This is a genomic window from Robiginitomaculum antarcticum DSM 21748 (assembly GCF_000365025.1).
GTDB lineage: Bacteria > Pseudomonadota > Alphaproteobacteria > Caulobacterales > Maricaulaceae > Robiginitomaculum > Robiginitomaculum antarcticum.
Window position 1 is genome coordinate 1,154,725 of sequence record NZ_KB823011.1, and the last position, 18,234, is coordinate 1,172,958.

At 51.8% G+C, this 18,234-nt stretch carries 16 protein-coding genes and 1 tRNA gene; 12 read left to right on the forward strand and 5 right to left on the reverse strand.

The genetic code is table 11. From position 1 onward, the window contains the following. Positions 1–117 precede the first annotated feature (117 nt). Positions 118–1,998: a tetratricopeptide repeat protein gene (locus H142_RS16185; protein WP_083898940.1), complete on the reverse strand. Its 1,881-nt coding sequence runs from the start codon at positions 1,996–1,998 to the stop codon at positions 118–120. A gap of 268 nt (positions 1,999–2,266) precedes the next feature. Here H142_RS16185 and H142_RS14500 point away from each other — a divergent pair, with 268 nt between their 5' ends. The 7 genes from H142_RS14500 (at position 2,267) to acnA (ending at position 9,781) form a co-directional block, all read left to right on the forward strand. Then, a complete protein-coding gene (locus H142_RS14500; RefSeq protein WP_017931101.1) occupies positions 2,267–2,878 on the forward strand; it encodes a TetR/AcrR family transcriptional regulator in 612 nt (203 codons plus the stop codon). Then, positions 2,875–3,747: a lysophospholipid acyltransferase family protein gene (locus H142_RS14505; RefSeq protein WP_017931102.1), complete on the forward strand. Its 873-nt coding sequence runs from the start codon at positions 2,875–2,877 to the stop codon at positions 3,745–3,747. The genes H142_RS14500 and H142_RS14505 overlap by 4 nt, the downstream gene beginning before the upstream one ends. Further along, the gene (locus tag H142_RS0105480) at positions 3,744–5,096 is read left to right on the forward strand and encodes an MFS transporter (protein WP_017931103.1); all 1,353 of its coding nucleotides are present in this window, start codon (positions 3,744–3,746) and stop codon (positions 5,094–5,096) included. The genes H142_RS14505 and H142_RS0105480 overlap by 4 nt, the downstream gene beginning before the upstream one ends. Beyond that, positions 5,096–5,620: an RNA methyltransferase gene (locus H142_RS0105485; RefSeq protein ID WP_017931104.1), complete on the forward strand. Its 525-nt coding sequence runs from the start codon at positions 5,096–5,098 to the stop codon at positions 5,618–5,620. Before H142_RS0105480 ends, H142_RS0105485 begins: the two co-directional genes overlap by 1 nt. A 99-nt stretch (positions 5,621–5,719) precedes the next feature. Continuing rightward, positions 5,720–6,232, forward strand: a complete 513-nt coding sequence (locus tag H142_RS0105490) for an invasion associated locus B family protein (RefSeq protein ID WP_233341583.1) — start codon at positions 5,720–5,722, stop codon at positions 6,230–6,232. Positions 6,233–6,272: 40 nt separating this feature from the next. Further along, on the forward strand, positions 6,273–6,911 hold the full coding sequence (locus H142_RS0105495) for an inner membrane-spanning protein YciB (RefSeq protein WP_017931106.1): 639 nt from the start codon (positions 6,273–6,275) through the stop codon (positions 6,909–6,911). A gap of 188 nt (positions 6,912–7,099) precedes the next feature. Further along, entirely contained in the window at positions 7,100–9,781 is a 2,682-nt protein-coding gene (acnA, locus tag H142_RS0105500) for an aconitate hydratase AcnA (RefSeq protein ID WP_017931107.1), read from the forward strand. Positions 9,782–9,883: 102 nt separating this feature from the next. Here the strand turns inward: acnA and H142_RS0105505 are convergent, their stop codons facing one another. From H142_RS0105505 to aroA, 3 genes are all read right to left on the reverse strand, one after another. Then, complete coding sequence (locus H142_RS0105505; RefSeq protein ID WP_017931108.1) at positions 9,884–10,138, reverse strand: GlsB/YeaQ/YmgE family stress response membrane protein; 255 nt, start codon at positions 10,136–10,138, stop codon at positions 9,884–9,886. 63 nt (positions 10,139–10,201) lie between these two features. Further along, positions 10,202–10,828, reverse strand: a complete 627-nt coding sequence (gene cmk, locus H142_RS0105510; RefSeq protein WP_017931109.1) for a (d)CMP kinase — start codon at positions 10,826–10,828, stop codon at positions 10,202–10,204. Further along, the gene (gene aroA, locus H142_RS0105515) at positions 10,825–12,210 is read right to left on the reverse strand and encodes a 3-phosphoshikimate 1-carboxyvinyltransferase (RefSeq protein WP_156811942.1); all 1,386 of its coding nucleotides are present in this window, start codon (positions 12,208–12,210) and stop codon (positions 10,825–10,827) included. The genes cmk and aroA overlap by 4 nt, the downstream gene beginning before the upstream one ends. Before the next feature lie 160 nt (positions 12,211–12,370). On the opposite strand from aroA, the gene H142_RS0105520 reads away from it, so the two are divergent. From H142_RS0105520 to recQ, 3 genes are all read left to right on the forward strand, one after another. Beyond that, on the forward strand, positions 12,371–12,847 hold the full coding sequence (locus H142_RS0105520) for an FYDLN acid domain-containing protein (RefSeq protein ID WP_017931111.1): 477 nt from the start codon (positions 12,371–12,373) through the stop codon (positions 12,845–12,847). A 159-nt stretch (positions 12,848–13,006) separates the two neighbouring features. Continuing rightward, positions 13,007–13,082 (forward strand) — tRNA-Ala (locus tag H142_RS0105525). Between the two features lie 158 nt (positions 13,083–13,240). Further along, entirely contained in the window at positions 13,241–15,046 is a 1,806-nt protein-coding gene (gene recQ / locus H142_RS0105530) for a DNA helicase RecQ (protein ID WP_017931112.1), read from the forward strand. A gap of 167 nt (positions 15,047–15,213) precedes the next feature. Here recQ and H142_RS0105535 read toward each other — a convergent pair whose 3' ends face one another. Beyond that, positions 15,214–16,032, reverse strand: coding sequence for an FkbM family methyltransferase (locus tag H142_RS0105535; protein WP_017931113.1), 819 nt, complete (start codon positions 16,030–16,032; stop codon positions 15,214–15,216). 118 nt (positions 16,033–16,150) lie between these two features. Here H142_RS0105535 and H142_RS14510 point away from each other — a divergent pair, with 118 nt between their 5' ends. Together H142_RS14510 and H142_RS0105545 are read left to right on the forward strand one after the other, a co-directional pair. Continuing rightward, a complete protein-coding gene (locus tag H142_RS14510) occupies positions 16,151–17,326 on the forward strand; it encodes a prenyltransferase/squalene oxidase repeat-containing protein (protein WP_017931114.1) in 1,176 nt (391 codons plus the stop codon). Beyond that, positions 17,326–18,075, forward strand: a complete 750-nt coding sequence (locus H142_RS0105545) for a WecB/TagA/CpsF family glycosyltransferase (protein ID WP_017931115.1) — start codon at positions 17,326–17,328, stop codon at positions 18,073–18,075. The genes H142_RS14510 and H142_RS0105545 overlap by 1 nt, the downstream gene beginning before the upstream one ends. Positions 18,076–18,234: the final 159 nt, after the last annotated feature.

Consider the following 18,234-nt stretch of genomic DNA (forward strand, 5'->3'; position numbering starts at 1 on the left):
ATGGAGAGGGCGGGGATTTATCTTTAATATAAAGTGCTATAATGCAGCGAATCAATGGTTTAACGTGAAGAGCCGTGAGGATGAATGTCTTGACGAAGACGTGGGCTTGCAGTGGGATTAAGTGTCTAACGTCTTGAGCCAGCTCTCAACCAGTGCAATTTGAGGCCCCGCCCCAATTTCAGTAAATAAATTCAAGGATTTTTGCCAATATCCCCGTGCGCCGCCGAGATCCCCGCGCGTTTCTGCCACTTTGCCCATATTACCGTAATTATTGGCCATGCCTTCTTTTCGTCCGAGGGCTTCATTAAGCTCCAAGGCTTTCCCGTAATAATCCATCGCACCGTCGATATCCCCGCGCGTCTTTGCCACTATGCCCATATTGCCGTATTGATTGGCCATGCCCTCTTTGCTGCCGAGGGCTTCATACAGCGCCATGGCTTTGGCGTAATAGTTCATCGCAGCGTCGAGATCCCCACGTATTTGTGCCACATTGCCCATATTGCCGTAATTATTGGCCATGCCTTCTTTGCGCCCGAGGGCTTCATTCAGCGCCAAGGCTTTGCTGTGATAGTCCATCGCCGCGTCGAGATCCCCGCGTATCTGTGCCACATTCCCCATATTGCCGTAATCAGAGGCCATGCCTTCTTTGCGGTTTAGGGCTTTTTCAATTTCCAGAGATTTCGCATAATAGTCCATCGCCGAGTCGAGGTCCCCGCGCGTCTGTGCCACATTGCCCATATTGCCGTAATTAGCGGCCATGCCTTTTTTGCTGCCGAGCGCTTCATGTAAGGCCAAGGCTTTGCCGTAATAGTCCATCGCCGCGTCGAGGTCCCCGCGCGTCTGTGCCACTATGCCCATATTGCCGAAGCTCACCGCGTGTAATTCATCATTGTCCCGCGTGTTTGCAATTTTTAGAACTCTCTTATACGCGCTTAACGCCGCATCCAGATCGCCCAGACGAAGTTGTAAGTTTCCGAGTTGATTGCAGCTTTCTGCATCATTTGGGTCAAGATCAATAATACGATTATAGGCTTTTACGGCCTCTTCCCCATTAATGAAGTAATTGATTGTCGCAATTTCTTGCCACATTTCGATTTCATTGCTCGTGGCTTCAGCACGGGCATCGCTTTGCTCCGCAATGGCTTGTTTCAACCGATTTGTGGCCGCAACAGGGTTTGGCGGGTCCGCCATAATTGCTTTAACGGCGTCCTGCGTCGCCTGCCTTTCTGAGGAGAGCATTTCTCTAACTGTTTTTTCGACGTAGTCTTGCTCGTATTGAGACGCCGTTTTCCCATCACGTAAAATGGTCAGAACTTGGTCGACTTTGTCCTCAATGCGATCAAGTTTCTCACCGAGATAATGTTTAAGCTCTGCGAGTTTTTCTATGAAGGCACCAACATCCCGCTTAATTTGTCCCGTGAGCTTTAAATTCTGCATCAGAATTTCCGGTTGGAGCGTCTTGAAATAATCTGCATCCTGCAAACTTGAATTTAGCGCTATCGTAATAATTTTTTCAGCGTAATCTCTGGCGTCACCGTCTTCGAAAAAGTGGTCAGGAACGCCGCTTAAATTTGCTCCATTAATTTCGTCTAAAATATGGTCCGCTATAGCCTTAGGAAAGCCATCCATATCTCTGGCGAGTTCCACAATCATTTTTGGGGCTGGCCAATAATCTGATAGGAGTTTGGAAAGGTATTTATCTGCAAATTCGCGAGCGTCATTGTCCATTTCGGCGAAACGGCTATCGCCAGCGAGTGTTTCATTAATGCGGGATTTAATCTTTTGAATGGTTCTATAGGATTTCGGGTCTTTCGTCTGATATCGTTTCATCCATTTGGACACGCCCCAGGCTCCAATACCGACCGCAGGAGCTGCAAATACCCCAAATGCGATCACCGCGCCGCCTGTCAGCCCGCCCAAAGCGACGCAGCTGCTTCCGGTGGCCAAGAGCGAGAGCTGATTGACCAAGTTTTCGTTTATTTTAAAGTCGCTCCCCATTATAATAGATTTAGGAGAATTTCTAAATTTTTCAACTCCTTCCTAATTAAAATTTAAAGTAAGCGTTTTTTGGTACGAAGACAGGTGAAACTTATGACCTGTAAACCCAAGAGCCCTGCGGCACCATTCTGCTTGGGAAGAAAGGGGCGGCCAAGGCCGACCCTCCCCCACAACTCCCCAACCCCAAGATTAACGCATTGACTCACGCGGTTTATCGCTTTAAATATTGAACGAACGTTCGTTCATAAGCTGAGGCTGAGGCGGGGTAATGGATAATGTAGCGCAGAGCGCAGATCATGGGCGCGGGGTTATCGCGGCTGACGATACGCCCAAAGCGCGGCTGGAGCGCGCGGCGGTGCGTTTGTTCGGCGCGCAGGGCGTTGACGGTACCTCTATGCGCCAGATCGCGGCGGGCGCCGATATGTCCCTTGGGGCGGTCTATGCCCATTATGACAGCAAAGATAAGCTGGCTTTCGCGCTGATGTCGCATACGCATAAACGTCTGGCGGGTTTAATCGCGGCGGCTGCGGCGGGCGGTGATCTAAGCGTCGTGACCGGGCGCATTATTGACGGCTATTGCGCCGCAGCCGATGACGATTGGGATTTGTTTCGATTTTACCTGATTAATTTACATCGGTTTGAGAATTTGGCCGGCGGTAAACGCGGCTCACCGACAGAGGCCGCGGCTAAAATCGTGCGCCGCGCGATCACATCCGGCGACATTGTAAAAAAACCGGCTTTGTTAACAGCCGCCATGGCATTAGGCGTCGTGATGCAGGCGGGGCTGGCGCGCTCTTACGGGCAAATTAACGGTCCATTGTCTAAGCATAAAGATCAATTTAAGGCCGCTGTCACGGCCGTATTGGAGGCGGGTATATGAGCGAGCAGTCTCTTCCGATGATGCGGATTAATTCCGTATTATTTACAATTGTTTTTTTTGGTCTGACATTTGTGTTTGCGGTTATCTGCGCCGTGCTGGCGTTGATACCGGGGCGTAAGCCGATGATGTCGGGCCTGTGGGTCTATACCAAAATCATTCGTTTTCTGATGGAGGTCATGCTTGATATTCATGTGGAGGTGCGCGGCAAAGATAAATTGCCCCAAAACGAAGCCTTTATAATTGCGGCTAAACATCAAAGCTATGGGGACGGCATCATCATGTTCTCCGAATTTTTTGACCTCTCATTCGTCACGGGCGACCATTTAGAGAAGTTTACATTGCTTAAGACGATCCTGCGCAAAGCGGGGGCAGTGGTCGTGGATAGCTGCGGCGGGCCGGACGTGCACGAGAAAATGACGCGCGAGGCGGAGCGCGTGAAGCGCGAGCGGCGCCGTCTTTTGATTTATCCCGAAGGGCATCTGTCGCAGATCGGGACGCAGCACCGCTACCGCAAAGGGGTCTACCATATGTATAAGGATTTTGGCTGTCCCGTTGTGCCGGCCGCGACAAATCTCGGGCAGCGCTGGAACCAAAGCGACTGGCGTAAATATCCCGGCCAGGCCGCGATTAGGTTTCTTGACCCTATTCCGCCCGGACTTGATAAAGACGCCTTTATGGCGCGGCTGGAGACCGAGATTGAAACCCATAGCCGCGCCATGCTGGATATGGATAATCTGGGCGCGTTAAATCCGGCGGATATCGGAAAGACGGTGGAAAATGATGTGGCCCGTGCTAAGCGTGAAGCGCGCGAAGCTCAGGCCTCGCATATTGACGGGTCGATTGTCCTGAACCGCGGAGCCAAATCATGAGCGCAGTGACCGCCATTAAATTATTCGGGCAGCGCCGGTTTTTACCGCTCTTTGTGCTGTTCCAAGCGGGAACATTTAACGACAATGCGCTCAAACAAGCGCTGATCGGGCTTGTCGCTTTTGGCGGCGTCGTGCTGTTTTCGGACAATATTCCGCGCGGCTCTGTTGTGCCAGTCGCGGCGCTTTTATTTACGCTGCCCTTCCTTATATTTTGCACAATTGCCGGACAAATCGCGGATAAGGTCGACCGGGGCGTCGTTTTAAAATGGGTCAAGCGCGCCGAAGTCGGCATTATGATCATTGCGGCGATCGGGTTTTTCCTGGAAAGCCCGATTATTCTGGCGATAACTCTGGTCATGATGGGGACGCAGTCGGCCTTTTTCTCCCCGACAAAAAATGCGGTTCTACCGCAATGGCTATCCGATGATGAGCTGATCGCCGGTAACGGGCTTCTGTCCGGTTTCCAGTTCTGTTTAATCCTAGCGGGGCAGACCTTCGGGCTGTTATTTGTGCTCAAAACCTTTCCCGAGGGCAGCCTGATAACCGGGCCGCGCATTGTCGGACTTGTTTTAATCGCGCTCGCCATTGTCGGATGGATTGCGGGCGAGAGCCTGCCCAAAGCGCCTGCGCCCGCGCCCAAGCTCAAGATTGACTGGAATCCGGTCACTGCGATTGCCAGCGCCCTGACATTTGCGTGGCGCAACCAGCCGGTGTTTCGGCCTATGCTGGGCATTGCCTGGTTTTACGGCCTCTCGACCATATTTGTGACGGCCTTTCCGACCTATGTCGCAGACGTCATGAAATATGACCAATCGGTTCTGATCGTCATTCTGGCCGCCTCGACTATCGGTATTCTCATCGGGGCGTTATCGTGTTTTATATTTGCCAAAGGCCGCGAGGCCATGCACCTCGTCGCCATCGGGATTGTCGGCGTGACAGTCTTTACGCTTGATCTTTATCTGAACAGCGCGGTCGCGCTGCGCGACGGTCTGGGTACGCTCGATGATTTCTGGGCCGACCCCGCATCCAAAAGATTTTTAATCGATGTGGTCGGAGCGTCCATTTGTAACGGCCTGTTCGTGGTCCCTCTGCAAGCCATGTCTCAGGGCCGTAGCCCGGATGTAAACCGCGCGCGGCTGATGAGCGCCGGGGCCGTGATGTTAAACCTCTCGGTTAATTCATTCACCTTCATTCTGATCGGGCTTGGCTTTACCGCTCTGCCGCTCAAAACACCGTTTCTGTTTATTGTCGTCATCAGCGCGCTGGTCTCGGTCTATGCGCTCTACCGCGTATTTGTGCCCCCGACCGATATTCCGCCGGAAGGCCGGACGATAGAGCCTGCCGCATAATGCGCGGCTATTTCGGCATAGGATGTGAGGGCATATCCAAAGCGCATAATCTGGGCGCGATGATGCGCACGGCCAATGCCTTTGGCGCGAGCTTTGTCTTTACCGTCAACGCCGCTCATGATGCGCGCAAGATCAATAAAACCGACACCTCCCGCACGATAAAAAATCTACCCTATTATGAATGGGACGCGCTGGCTGATATGCGCCTGCCGCAAGGCTGCGCTTTGGTCGGGATTGAGCTGACCGAAGACAGCATCGATCTGCCCAGTTTCAAGCATCCCAATAATTGCGCCTATATTCTCGGGCCTGAAATGGGCTCGCTCTCGCCGCAGATGCAGGCGCGCTGTGCCCATATTGTCAAAATTCCAACGAAGTTCTGCATTAATGTGAGCCTTGCTGCGGCGCTGACACTTTATGACCGGACATTATCGTGCGGCGGCTATCCACCCCGTCCCGTCCGCCCCGGCGGGCCCGATCTGGCGGCGGTCAGTGACTGGAACGTGCCAAACCTGTCGAAAAAATAATACCGCAGCTCAATAATGCGCTGCGATTTTCATTTGGGTTAAGGCTGTCTTAACGACATAAAGACACAATAGAGTTCACTTTAATTTATGGAGCCTATTGTGATCCGCAGCCTAACTCTTGCCGCGCTTATTCTGCCCGCCGCCTTTACGATCGCTCCGGCCGCCCATGCCGAAGAGCCTAAGCTGGAGGCCACCTATTCTGATTGGCGGGTCTATTCGCGCGGATCGGGCAATAGCCGGATTTGCTACGCATTGGCCATGCCGTCCGAGCAATCGCCGCGCGCGGTTAATCACGGCAAGGTCTTTTTCATGGTCGCCAATTGGCAGAACGGCGCGGCCAAAGAACAGCCCAGCTTGATTACGGGTTACGCCTTTAAACGCACCAGCCCGCCCCATGCCCGCGTCGGGTCTACGAAAATCCCGATGTATGTGTCGCAGAATGAGGCGTTCGTCGAATCAGACGGGGATGAAACGAAGCTCGTCAAAACCATGAAAAACGGCTCCGTCATGCGCGTCTCTGCCGTATCGGAACGCGGCACGGCCACCAGTTACGAGTTCTCGCTCAAAGGCATTACCGCGGCGACCCGCAAAGCCAGCGCACTATGCCGCTAATGGCTTGCGCAATTTAGGCGCAATAGGCTAAGGCCGCGCTATGACTGATAATAAAAACCTGCTCGAGACTGAAGCTCTTAAAACAGCCGCTAAACCCGCTATGCCCATGTGGATCGAATACGGTCCCATTCTGATTTACGTTGTGCTTTATACCATATTGCGCCGCGGCGCGGATCCTGAGACGGCGATCCTTAAAGCCGCCACCGTGTTTATGATCGCAGCGGTTATTGCGATGATCTATGCGTGGCGCAAAATTGGCCGCATATCGCTTATTCTCGGCATGACAACGGTCTTTATTGTTATCGCAGTTGGCTTATCAGTCTTTACAGGCAATCCGATTTTCTTTTTCATGAAACCAACTATCGTTAATATTCTCTTTGGGATTGCTTGCATTGGCGGCGTATTAGTCGGTAAAAATGGGTTAAAATTACTCATGGGTGAGGCCTATGCTATGCCCGAAAAGGCGTGGAACACTTTTGCCATACGCTGGGGCCTATTCTTTTTTGCGATGGCGGCCGTCAACGAGATTGTCTGGCGCAATTTTTCCGAAGACTTCTGGTCATATTTCAAACTGTTTGGCTTTTTGCCGCTGACGCTTGTCTTTATCCTGACGCAAATGCCGTTCCTGTTGAAACACTCCGATTTGAAATCGCGGATGAATGATGCGGGCAAGGATTAGGGCTGCACCCACAGGAAAGTCCGGCGTCTGAATGAAGAGACACGCCGCTTGCTTTTGGTCAAGAAATGCGTCGCGCGCTGGCGCTTATGAAATTTATCTTCACCCCCTGACAATATGGTCAATTGAGTTTCACGCCTGCGCCACCTATAAGGCGTCCAAATAAGACCCTTAATGACAGGACGACTTCTATGGCTTCTCTAGACAGCTTTAAATGCGAACGCACAATGACAGTGCGCGGCGGCGACTATACCTATTATGACCTTGGGCAGGCCGAGAAAAACGGGCTGAAAGGCATTTCAAAGCTGCCTAAGTCGCTCAAAGTGCTGCTGGAAAACCTCCTTCGCCACGAAGACGGAACAACCGTTAAAAAAGAAGATATTCAGGCGATTGCCGACTGGCTGAAGACGAAAAAAAGCACGCATGAGATTGCCTATCGTCCCGCCCGCGTCCTGATGCAGGATTTCACGGGCGTTCCGGCCGTTGTCGATCTGGCCGCTATGCGCGACGCCATGACCAATCTGGGCAAAAGTCCGGCCGCCATTAACCCGCTTAACCCTGTACATCTGGTCATCGACCACTCGGTCATGGTCGATTATTACGGCACGAAAACCGCCTTTGCCAAAAACGTCGCCCGCGAATATGAGCGTAATGGCGAACGGTATGACTTCTTAAAATGGGGCCAAGGCGCCTTTGATAATTTCTCCGTTGTGCCTCCGGGCACAGGGATTTGCCATCAGGTCAATTTGGAAAATCTGGCGCAGACCGTTTGGACAAAAACCTCGGGCGGCAAAACCTACGCCTTCCCGGACACGCTTGTCGGCACAGACAGCCACACCACTATGATTAACGGTCTGTCCGTTCTGGGCTGGGGCGTTGGCGGTATTGAGGCCGAAGCGGCCATGCTGGGACAACCCGTCTCTATGCTGATCCCCGAAGTGATCGGCTTTGAGCTGACAGGCAAAATGACCGAAGGCTCCACCGCGACGGATCTTGTGTTGACGGTTGTTAAAATGCTGCGTGAAAAAGGCGTTGTCGGTAAATTCGTTGAGTTTTATGGCAAAGGTCTGGATACGCTGTCTCTCGAAGACCAGGCCACAATTGCGAATATGGCGCCGGAATATGGCGCGACGTGCGGCTTCTTCCCGATTGATGATGACACGCTGAAATATCTTGAGGCCACGGGCCGCGACGAAGCGCGAATTGATCTGGTCAAAGCTTATGCCAAGACGCAAGGCCTGTGGCGTGATGATAGCGTTCCGACCTTCACCGATACTGTCCATCTGGATATGTCATCCGTCGTGCCGTCGATCTCCGGCCCGAAACGCCCGCAGGACAAAATCGCGCTCAAAGGCGCGAATGTGAAATTTGCGCAAATCCTGCGTGATGAATATAATAAGACGCCGTCAGGTGACAGCGCGGTTCAGGTTAAAGGCCGCGACTTTAGCGTCGATCACGGCGATGTTTTTATTGCTGCGATCACGTCATGCACTAATACGTCCAATCCGTCCGTTATGATGGCGGCGGGTCTGCTCGCGAAACGCGCCAATGAACTGGGCCTAATGGTTAAACCCTGGGTGAAAACATCACTGGCACCCGGGTCACAGGTTGTTGGCGAATATCTGGAAAAATCCAAATTGCAAAAAGAGCTGAACACACTGGGCTTTGACGTTGTCGGATATGGCTGCACTACCTGCATCGGGAATTCCGGCCCCTTGGCCCCGGAGCTGTCCGAAGCTATTGCTGACGGCGATTTGGTCAGCTGCTCTGTCTTATCGGGCAATCGCAACTTTGAAGGCCGCATCGGTCCGGATATCAAAGCCAATTTCCTCGCCTCGCCGCCGCTTGTCGTCGCCTACGCGCTGGCCGGCTCTATGCATCATGATTTTGAAGCCGATCCGCTGGGCGTGGATAAAGACGGTAATGAGATTTATCTGCGCGATATCTGGCCGGACAGCGCGGATATTGCCGCTGTTGTGCGCAAGATCATTACCCGCAAAATGTTCACGGAGCGCTATGCCGATCTGTATAAAGGCGACAAAGAGTGGCAAAAAATTAAAGTCGGCGGCGGCAAAACCTATGAATGGAAGCCGGCCTCAACTTATGTGCGTAACCCGCCCTATTTTGACGGCATGACCATGACGCCGGACGCGATCGAAGATGTCAAAGACGCTAATATCCTCGCGCTATTGGGTGATTCTATCACGACCGATCACATCTCTCCCGCCGGATCGATTAAACATGACGGCCCCGCCGGGGAGTATCTGTCAGCTCACCAAGTGCCCAAAGCCGAGTTTAACTCATTTGGGTCACGTCGCGGCAATCACGAAGTTATGATGCGCGGTACATTTGCCAATATCCGGATCAAAAACCAAATGGCGCCGGGCACCGAAGGCGGCGTTACAAAATATGTCCCGACAGGCGACATTATGAGTATTTTTGATGCAGCCGAGAAATATAAAGCGTCCGGCAAAGACCTCGTGGTCTTTGCCGGAACGCTATATGGCAATGGTTCCTCGCGGGACTGGGCGGCCAAAGGCACAATCCTGTTAGGTGTTAAGGCCGTCATTGCCGGATCGTTCGAACGGATTCACCGGTCTAATCTGATCGGAATGGGCGTTCTGCCTCTGGAATTCCAAGAGGGCGACAGCTGGACCAATCTGGGGATGACAGGCGACGAGACCGTGACGATTACCGGCATTGAAGGCTTAAAACCGCGCGGTACGCTGGACGTGAATATCACCTTCCCTGACGGCAAGACAAAAACCATCACCGCAAATGTGCGTATCGATACCGATAATGAACATGAATATTTCAAACATGGCGGCATCTTGCATTATGTGCTGCGTAATCTGGCCGCCGAAGCCGCTTAGCCTCCCGCGGATCAGACAAAATTAAACCCGCCGCGATGGTCATCGCGGCGGGTTTTTTCATTCCCGCGACTTATTTGCGGGTTATAGTCTTAAAAGTGCAGTTTATGCGCGTTTAACCAAACGTACCAATAGCAGCAAAATAATTGCACCGATCATGGCATGAATGATCCAGCCGATAATGCCTGCGCCAATGACCAAACCGACCATGGGTAGCACTAAACCGGCAATGAACGCACCGACAATGCCGACAACGACATTGCCGATTATGCCTAATCCACCGCCGCGAACAATCAAGCTCGCAAGCCAGCCTGCGATACCGCCGACAATCAAAAATACTAATAAACTCATTGGATCCATTATGATCTCCTCCCTTTATGGACATACAGACTGCACTGAATTTGATGCGGCGTCAAACGTATATCAGCCAATAATTGCCTCTACCAAAACTATGGCGCGGGCCAAAGCGTCATCGGGAGATAAATCAGTCGTATCAATAATGTGCGCGTCATCGGCCGGTTTTAGCGGGGCATCAGCGCGGGTGGAATCGCGAAGGTCACGTTCTTTGAGCTGCGCGAGCACGGTGTCATAATCCGCAGATTTGCCGAGGCTGATGAGCTCGTCATAGCGGCGGCGCGCGCGCTCTTCGGGATCAGCGTCAATGAACAGCTTCACATCGGCGTTCGGGCAGATCACCGTGCCGATATCACGCCCGTCTAAAATCGCGCCGCCATCTTGCGCGGCAAAGGCCTTTTGCGCGTCAAATAAGGCCGCCCGCACGCCGGGAATGACTGCAACTTTGGACGCCGCGCTGGCGACATCGTCGTGAAGAAGCGCCGGATCAGAGAGCAGATCAAGATTGACGCGCTGCGCCGCCGCTATGGCAACGCCGGCATTGTCGGGACTGTGCCCCGCTTTCAGCAGGGCGTAGCCGACCGCGCGGTACAGCTTGCCTGTATCCAGATGCGGCAGGCCCATATGCGCCGCCAGACATTTAGCTAGCGTGCCTTTACCGCTCGCCAGCGTTCCGTCTATGGCAATAACGCTCATGATGTGGGTTGCGTCATAGCAGCGCCCAAACCGGTAAACAGATCAAAAAAATTGGGAAAGCTCGTCGCGATCATCGATGCGTCATCAATGGCAACAGGGGCTTTGCAGCGCAGCCCCGCGATCAGCGCGCTCATCGCAATGCGGTGGTCATGATGTGTGGTGACTACCGCGCCGCCCGGGAGGGTTTTCCCGCCTGTGCCGGTTACGGTCAGGCCATCTTTTAGCTCTGTCACATCTGCGCCAATGACGGACAACAGGTTTGCCGTTGCGGAAATACGGTCACTTTCCTTCACCCGAAGCTCGCCTATGCCGTCCATGACAGTCGGGCCATGGGCAAAGGCGGCAGCCACGGCCAATACGGGATATTCGTCGATCATGGACGCGGCGCGGCGCGGCGGAACATCTACGCCGTAAAGCGCGCTATATTTGATGTGCAGATCCGCCAGGACTTCACCGCCGGAGATGCGAAAATTGCCGGCGATAATATGGCCGCCCATCTCCACCAACGTTTCGAACAGACCTGTACGTGATGGGTTCATCATCACGTTCTCGATGACAATATCAGATCCGGGCGATATCAGCGCCGCAACGATCAGAAATGCTGCTGAGGAGGGATCGCCCGGTACGGTGACGTGGCATCCGCTCAGAGCTTGCGGGCCGGACAGGCGCACGATCTGGCCATCGCCATTTGGGATTTGTTCCAGCTTTGCGCCGAAGGCCCGTAGCATATTTTCCGTATGATCGCGCGTCATATGCGCTTCGGTAATACTGCTCGTGCCCTTGGCATTTAGCGCCGCCAAAAGAATTGCGGACTTCACCTGCGCACTGGCGATAGGGGGAGCATAGCTAATCGGCGTGAGGTTTGACGTCCCAATGACTGTAAGAGGGAGGCGGTCATTTGAGTTATCAGAGCTGATCTTTGCGCCCATTTGCGATAAGGGCTTGGTCACGCGGCCCATAGGACGCGAGGACAGTGAGGCGTCGCCCACATAGCGCGCCGTGACCGGATAACCGGCGGCGGCGCCCATGATCAGGCGCACGCCCGTTCCGGCATTGCCGCAATCGACAGGGTTTTGCGGGCTTTTAAATCCTGCATCGCCGCGGCCTTTAATGCTCCAAACGCCGTCTTTGGCCCGCACGATATCTGCGCCAAAGGCCCGCATCGCCCCGGCCGTGGACATAATATCTGCCCCCTCAAGCAGGCCGGAAACCGTCGTTGTGCCGCGGGCCATCGCGCCGAAAATCATCGCGCGGTGGGATATGGATTTATCGCCTGGCGCCACAACATGGCCTTGCAAAGCTCCGCCGCACACGCTTTGCGCCTTATCGGCGTCAAAGTTTGTTATCTGGCCGCGCTGCGCGCGAAATTTAGGTAATGTCATTGTCACAGTTTTTGTCGGTTGACTCATAGGGTTTGGGCGCTAAGCAAGCGGGTGTTTAGGCTCGCCATGCCCCTTTTGACAACCCCAAAGCGGCGCTTTATGGCAAAGCATAGGTGATTAAAGCGGCGCATGAGGCGGCCCCGAGAAAAAGGATATTATTGTGGCCAAAGTTGATTTGGGAACCAAGCGGACTTGTCCGGAGTGCGAAAGCAAATTCTACGACCTGACGCGTAATCCGGCAGTGTGCCCGAAATGCGCTTATACATTTGACCCGGCCGCAGTCGCGCCGGGCAGTGCAGCTGCAAAACCCTTTGAAGGCAATGATTACGAAGATGATGAAGACGAAAAGTCTAAATCAAAATCCTCTGATGACGATGACGATGAAGACGAGGCCGAAGATGAAGCCCGCGAGCTTGAGCTTGACGGTGATGACGCGGCATTAATCTCTGGCGGCGATGATGATGACGAAGATTCCGGCGGCAAACCGGATATGGACGGCTTTTCAAGCAGTGACGAAGTCGATGATGATGAAGAAGATGCAGATGCGGCTTTGGTCAGTGACGAAGACACGGTTCTACCGACCGATGACGACGATGATGATGAAGACGACATTGATGACGAAGAAATCGAAATCTAGCTCTTTTTTCATTATTTCGGCCAAGCGGTTATTGCCGCTTGCGCCGCGTGCGGCCCTCTATTAGAAGGCGCGCTTAAATCAAGACGAGCGGCTTTAACGCCTCTTGTCATGATTTTTTAAGCTTCTCCGAAGCGCTTCCGGCTTAGCCGGAACACCTTAGGGGCCTTAGCTCAGCTGGTAGAGCGCTTGCATGGCATGCAAGAGGTCAGGGGTTCGACTCCCCTAGGCTCCACCATGGGTTCGCGAGGCGAAACGTCCTTCCTATTTTTTAGTCGTACGTACGGACTTGTTGTCTTCTCACGCGCGGCGCTATGACCGCTATAGAAATTATAAAAGCAATTACCCCCTAAACCCTGACTTTACATCCTGTTCGCCGCGCGCCATCTCCTGCTTATGACACCGCCCCGCTCTATCCTTAAATCGACATTCGGATTCGATAAATTCCGGCCCGGGCAGGACGGGGTGATCGAGCAGATTATGGCGCGGCAAAATGTTCTTGCCGTGATGCCGACCGGAGCGGGTAAATCGCTGTGTTACCAAGTTCCGGCTTTGCTGTTTGACCGGGTGAGTGTCGTGGTGTCGCCTCTTGTTGCCCTGATGGATAATCAGGCCGCGGGCCTGCGCGCCAATGGTGTGGACGTAGCCTGTATCCATTCCGGGCAACCGCGCGAGGTCAATGTCGCGCAGTGGCGGCGTGTGTCATCCGGTCAGGCGAAACTGCTGTATCTTTCGCCCGAACGGCTGATGACGCCGCGTATGATGTCGGCCATGAAGAGCCTTTCGCCCGCCATGTTTGTTATTGACGAGGCGCATTGCGTGTCCAAATGGGGTCCGGCGTTTCGCCCCGAATATGCCCGGCTTGAGAGACTTAAAACCGAGTTTCCGGGTGCGGTGATTGCCGCCTTTACGGCGACGGCGGATGAGGCAACGCGAAATGATATTGCCAAAGTTTTATTTGACGGGCGCGGCCAAATTGTCGTGCAGGGATTTGACCGGCCTAATTTGTCGCTCGCGATCAATGCCAAAACCGACCGGAAATTACAGCTCGCCCGGTTTATGGAGGGCGTTCGCGGACAGTCCGGTATTATTTATGCGCTGTCGCGTAAAAACACCGAAGAATTTGCGGCGCATCTGGTCGCTGCCGGGCATAAGGCTTTACCCTATCATGCCGGGCTGGACGCGCCGCTTCGCTTTGATACCCAAGAGCGGTTTATGGCTGAAGACGGTCTGGTGATCGTCGCGACCATCGCCTTTGGCATGGGTATTGATAAACCGGATATTAGGTTTGTCTACCATACCAATTTACCCGGTTCGCTGGAGGCTTATTATCAAGAGATTGGCCGCGCAGGCCGGGACGGCGCGCCGGCGTTGACTGCTTTATGTTACGGCCTTGATGATGTGCGCATGCGGCGGCAATTTATCATGAATGACGGCGCCGGATCGGATCATCAAAGCAGAGAGCTTCGGCGGCTCGACGCGCTTTTGTCCTATTGCGAAGCCTCGACTTGCCGCCGCCAGGTTATGCTGGCTTATTTCGGCGAAGCTGCGGAGCCTTGCGGGAATTGTGACAATTGTGACAATCCGCCCGTCATGGTCGACGCGACCGAGCCGCTAAAGCATGTTCTGACGACAATAGAGGACACGGGCGCGCGCTTTGGGCAAGCCCATATTATTGCCGTTGCGCGGGGCGCGGATACAGAGCGCGTGCGCCAATTTAGCCATCAGGACACCAAGGGGTATGGTCAGGCGAAGGCCTGCGGATCACCCTATCTGCAAGGCCTGATCCGCCAAGCGCTCGCCAGCAGCCATATTGATATGGATATTGAACGTTTTGGCGCGCTGACGGTTACCGATAAAGGCCGCGCCGTGCTGGGCGGACATGAGACATTTGAGTGCAAAGCGATTGTGGCGAGCAAGCCCGATAAACGCACAAATAATAAACGTATTAAAAGCGCGGCCCAAAATGCATTATCAGAGCGAGATCAAGAGCTTTTGTCCCGTCTTAAATTAAAGCGCATGGAAATTTCACGCGCCCTTGGAAAGCCTGCCTATATTGTTTTCACAGACGCGACTCTAATCGATATGGCGCAAAAACGTCCCGATAATCCGGACGCCATGCTTGATGTGTCCGGAGTTGGTCATGTCAAATTCGAGAAATTCGGACCGGCTTTTTTAGAGGTCATACGGTCAGCGGATTAGACGGTTAGAATCTGTCAAAAGCGGTTTAACATGTGCGGTGCCCGTATAAATATTAAGCGCCTCTGAGCTCTATTAGACCCTATGTTCGGATATTATGGCCGCTTAAAGCGATTTCCGCGCTGCATTAATATTCGTCTAAGCAGGTTAGCTACTTGTATAGCCTTCCCTCAATTAAGGGCTTCCACAATGCCGCGATGGTCTGGATTTTGAGAATGCAAATAGACGCAATTATAAAGGTTCAAATCGTTTACTTTCATTTCAAGTAATTTATCTTCGAAATAGGCATATTGAGTCCAACCCTTCGCGCGAAGCCAAAGGTCGGCATCTTCATTATTTGCCATGAGCAAAACTGGAAAATGAGAGCGTATTGTATGTTTTGCGCCTTGCAGTACATCCAATTCAAAACCTTGCACATGTATTTTAAGAAAAAAGGGTTTAAAAGAAAACTTGTCCAAAGCGCTTATATGACATGGATGTTTTTCGACCCTGAGCAGCTCAGGCTTAAATCTCCAAACAGTGTCTGGGTTTAACCAATTTGATGCCCTACCTTCGGAAAAAGATGACAATCCATCATACATAAAGTCTCGATAATACGGCACATAAAGTTCGGCGGACATAGTCCGGTTTCCCAGACCAATATTGTGTAAGGCTAAATTATTATCGACCCCGTGGCGGGTGACGAGCTTTCTAAATAAAGGGGCGCTGGGCTCAAATGCGTTGATTTGAACTGATGCGTGGTAGAGGCGGATAGCCTCAATACTCTGCCCGCGGTTCGCTCCGACATCAATTGCGCACCGCCCCTTAGGATATAGAGTTTTTAATATCTCAAATTCCGGCTCAAACGGTCTTTTGCGCAATTTTCGAATAGAGCATTGAATGTTCGTTTTCGCATCCAATAAGCCGCCAAATCGACTTTGTAAGTCGCGAATAAACCTTTGAGACCCTGTCATATCGTTACTTAAACCTATATCGCGAATGGCCGACATTGAATATTTTTCAATCGTGTCGTTATTAATACACCTTATATCTTTATAGCCTTTAAATATAATACAAGGCCGAGCGGGCTCGCTTTTGCGGCCCTGCTATCCATTGAGCCATGTATTTATGTTCAAAGAGAAGCCGCTAACAGGCAAAATTAATATGATGTATAAGCCCCCAACCGTTTTCACACATGGCCTGTTGCGCAAAACATCACCTATGGCTGGTCTGCAAATGCATCAATCCGCCGCGATAAATTGGCTAAAAAGAGCCCATGACGCGACTCCGGATGACGGTGTTGGATATGGCTATTACCTTAGGGGATACCCTTTTCGGGCTTATGGTTTTGGCTGGCGTCCGAGCTACGTGGAAACATCCGGTTATATCGTTGAAACCTTTTATGACATTGCAACTGCTTATGATGATGCGGACGCATCCATTAGAGCCGAGCGAATTGGTCGATGGCTTCTCACTATGCAAAACCAAGACGGGTCATTTCCAAATAACAGGCTTAATGATCTCCGCGGCATCGTCTTCGATACAGGTCAGGTGCTGTTTGGGTTGCTGAGATGCTATAGGGAAACGGGTGATATAAAATTCCAACTTGCCTCACAAAAAGCTGCTGACTGGTTGACAAGTCAACTCGATAAAGATGGAGTCTGGCGGAAACATACCCATCTAAGCAATATTCATACCTATAACACACGCGTCGCATGGGCCTTATTGGAATATCACAAAACTTTCCCTCATGAAGGGTTTGATATGGGTGCTCGACAGAATTTGTATTGGGCCATTTCACAACAAACAGATATTGGGCTATTTAGAAATTGTAGCTTTAAAAAAGGACATGCGCCTCACACCCATACAATCGCATATGCGATCAGAGGACTTTTTGAAGGCGGACTATTATTAGGAGATGAGCGTATTCTTTCCGCGTCTCTCAAAGCAGCGCTTTATATGGCGGAATATGTTGATGAAACAGGTTTCATCCCGGGCCGGGTTAGTGAAGCGGGCATACCCTATAATGCTTACTCATGCCTCACAGGAAATTGCCAATTGGCAATTATATGGTTCAAGATGAGTCAATATTTTAATTACACTACACTAAATGACAAAGCCGGTGCTGCATTGGATTATGTCATAAGGAGACATAATGTAAATTCGAGAAATAAAAATATTCGGGGAGCTGTTAAAGGATCACAGCCAATTTGGGGAGGCTATACACCTTTGGCTTATCCAAATTGGGCCGCAAAGTTCCTGATTGATGCGATACTTATCAAAGAGTCTATGCCGGAATCATAATGGATTTGAAAAAGCCTAAAACTCAAAACATATTGAATTGTTCGTTTAACGCAGTAACCGAACAAAACGTATTGCAATGGTCAGAAGGCATTTTAAACAGTCCCGACACCCATTATATTGTAACCGTTAACGTTGCGATTTTAATGATGATACGGTCTGATGAACGACTTAAACGTTTCATTGAATCTTCGACCGTGACGGTTGCAGACGGACAACCCATTATCTGGCTGTCCCGTCTCCTCGGAAACCCTTTGCCAGAGCGAATTCCCGGTATTGACCTGTGTCAAAAGATCACCAAAATTGCAGCGGATTCAGGTAAAACGGTATATTTATTAGGTGCGACCAATGCCGTCTTGAACAAGACGGAGCGTCAATTGCTCGCCGATAACCCCGCCCTTATAATAGCCGGCAAAAGCGATGGCTATTTTGACGATCACGAGACTGAAAACCGTGTGAACAGGATCAGAAATAGCGGAGCCGATATACTCTTCGTCGCGATGGGCGTGCCCCGCCAGGAATATTTTATTCAAGAAAACTTGGATAAACTAGGCGTTAACCTCACTATAGCGTTAGGCGGCAGCTTTGACGTCATTTCCGGAATAACAAAGCGTGCGCCCAACTGGATGCAAAATTATGGTCTGGAATGGTTTTTCCGTCTTTTACAAGAGCCGCGCCGTCTGGGTAAGAGATACGCCATTACAAATACCCAATTCCTTGTATTAAGCATCAAAGCCTTCTTCAAGAAGTAGCGATACGCACCACTTTCACTAGGAGTAAGCTTGATTAAGACTGTAGACGATTATGCGCCAACCACTGCCTCTCACCATAGGGGTTTTGACAGCTTGACATAACCGTATAGCGCTTATGTTTTCTACAGCATGAGATCTAAAATAATCTGCACGCTCACA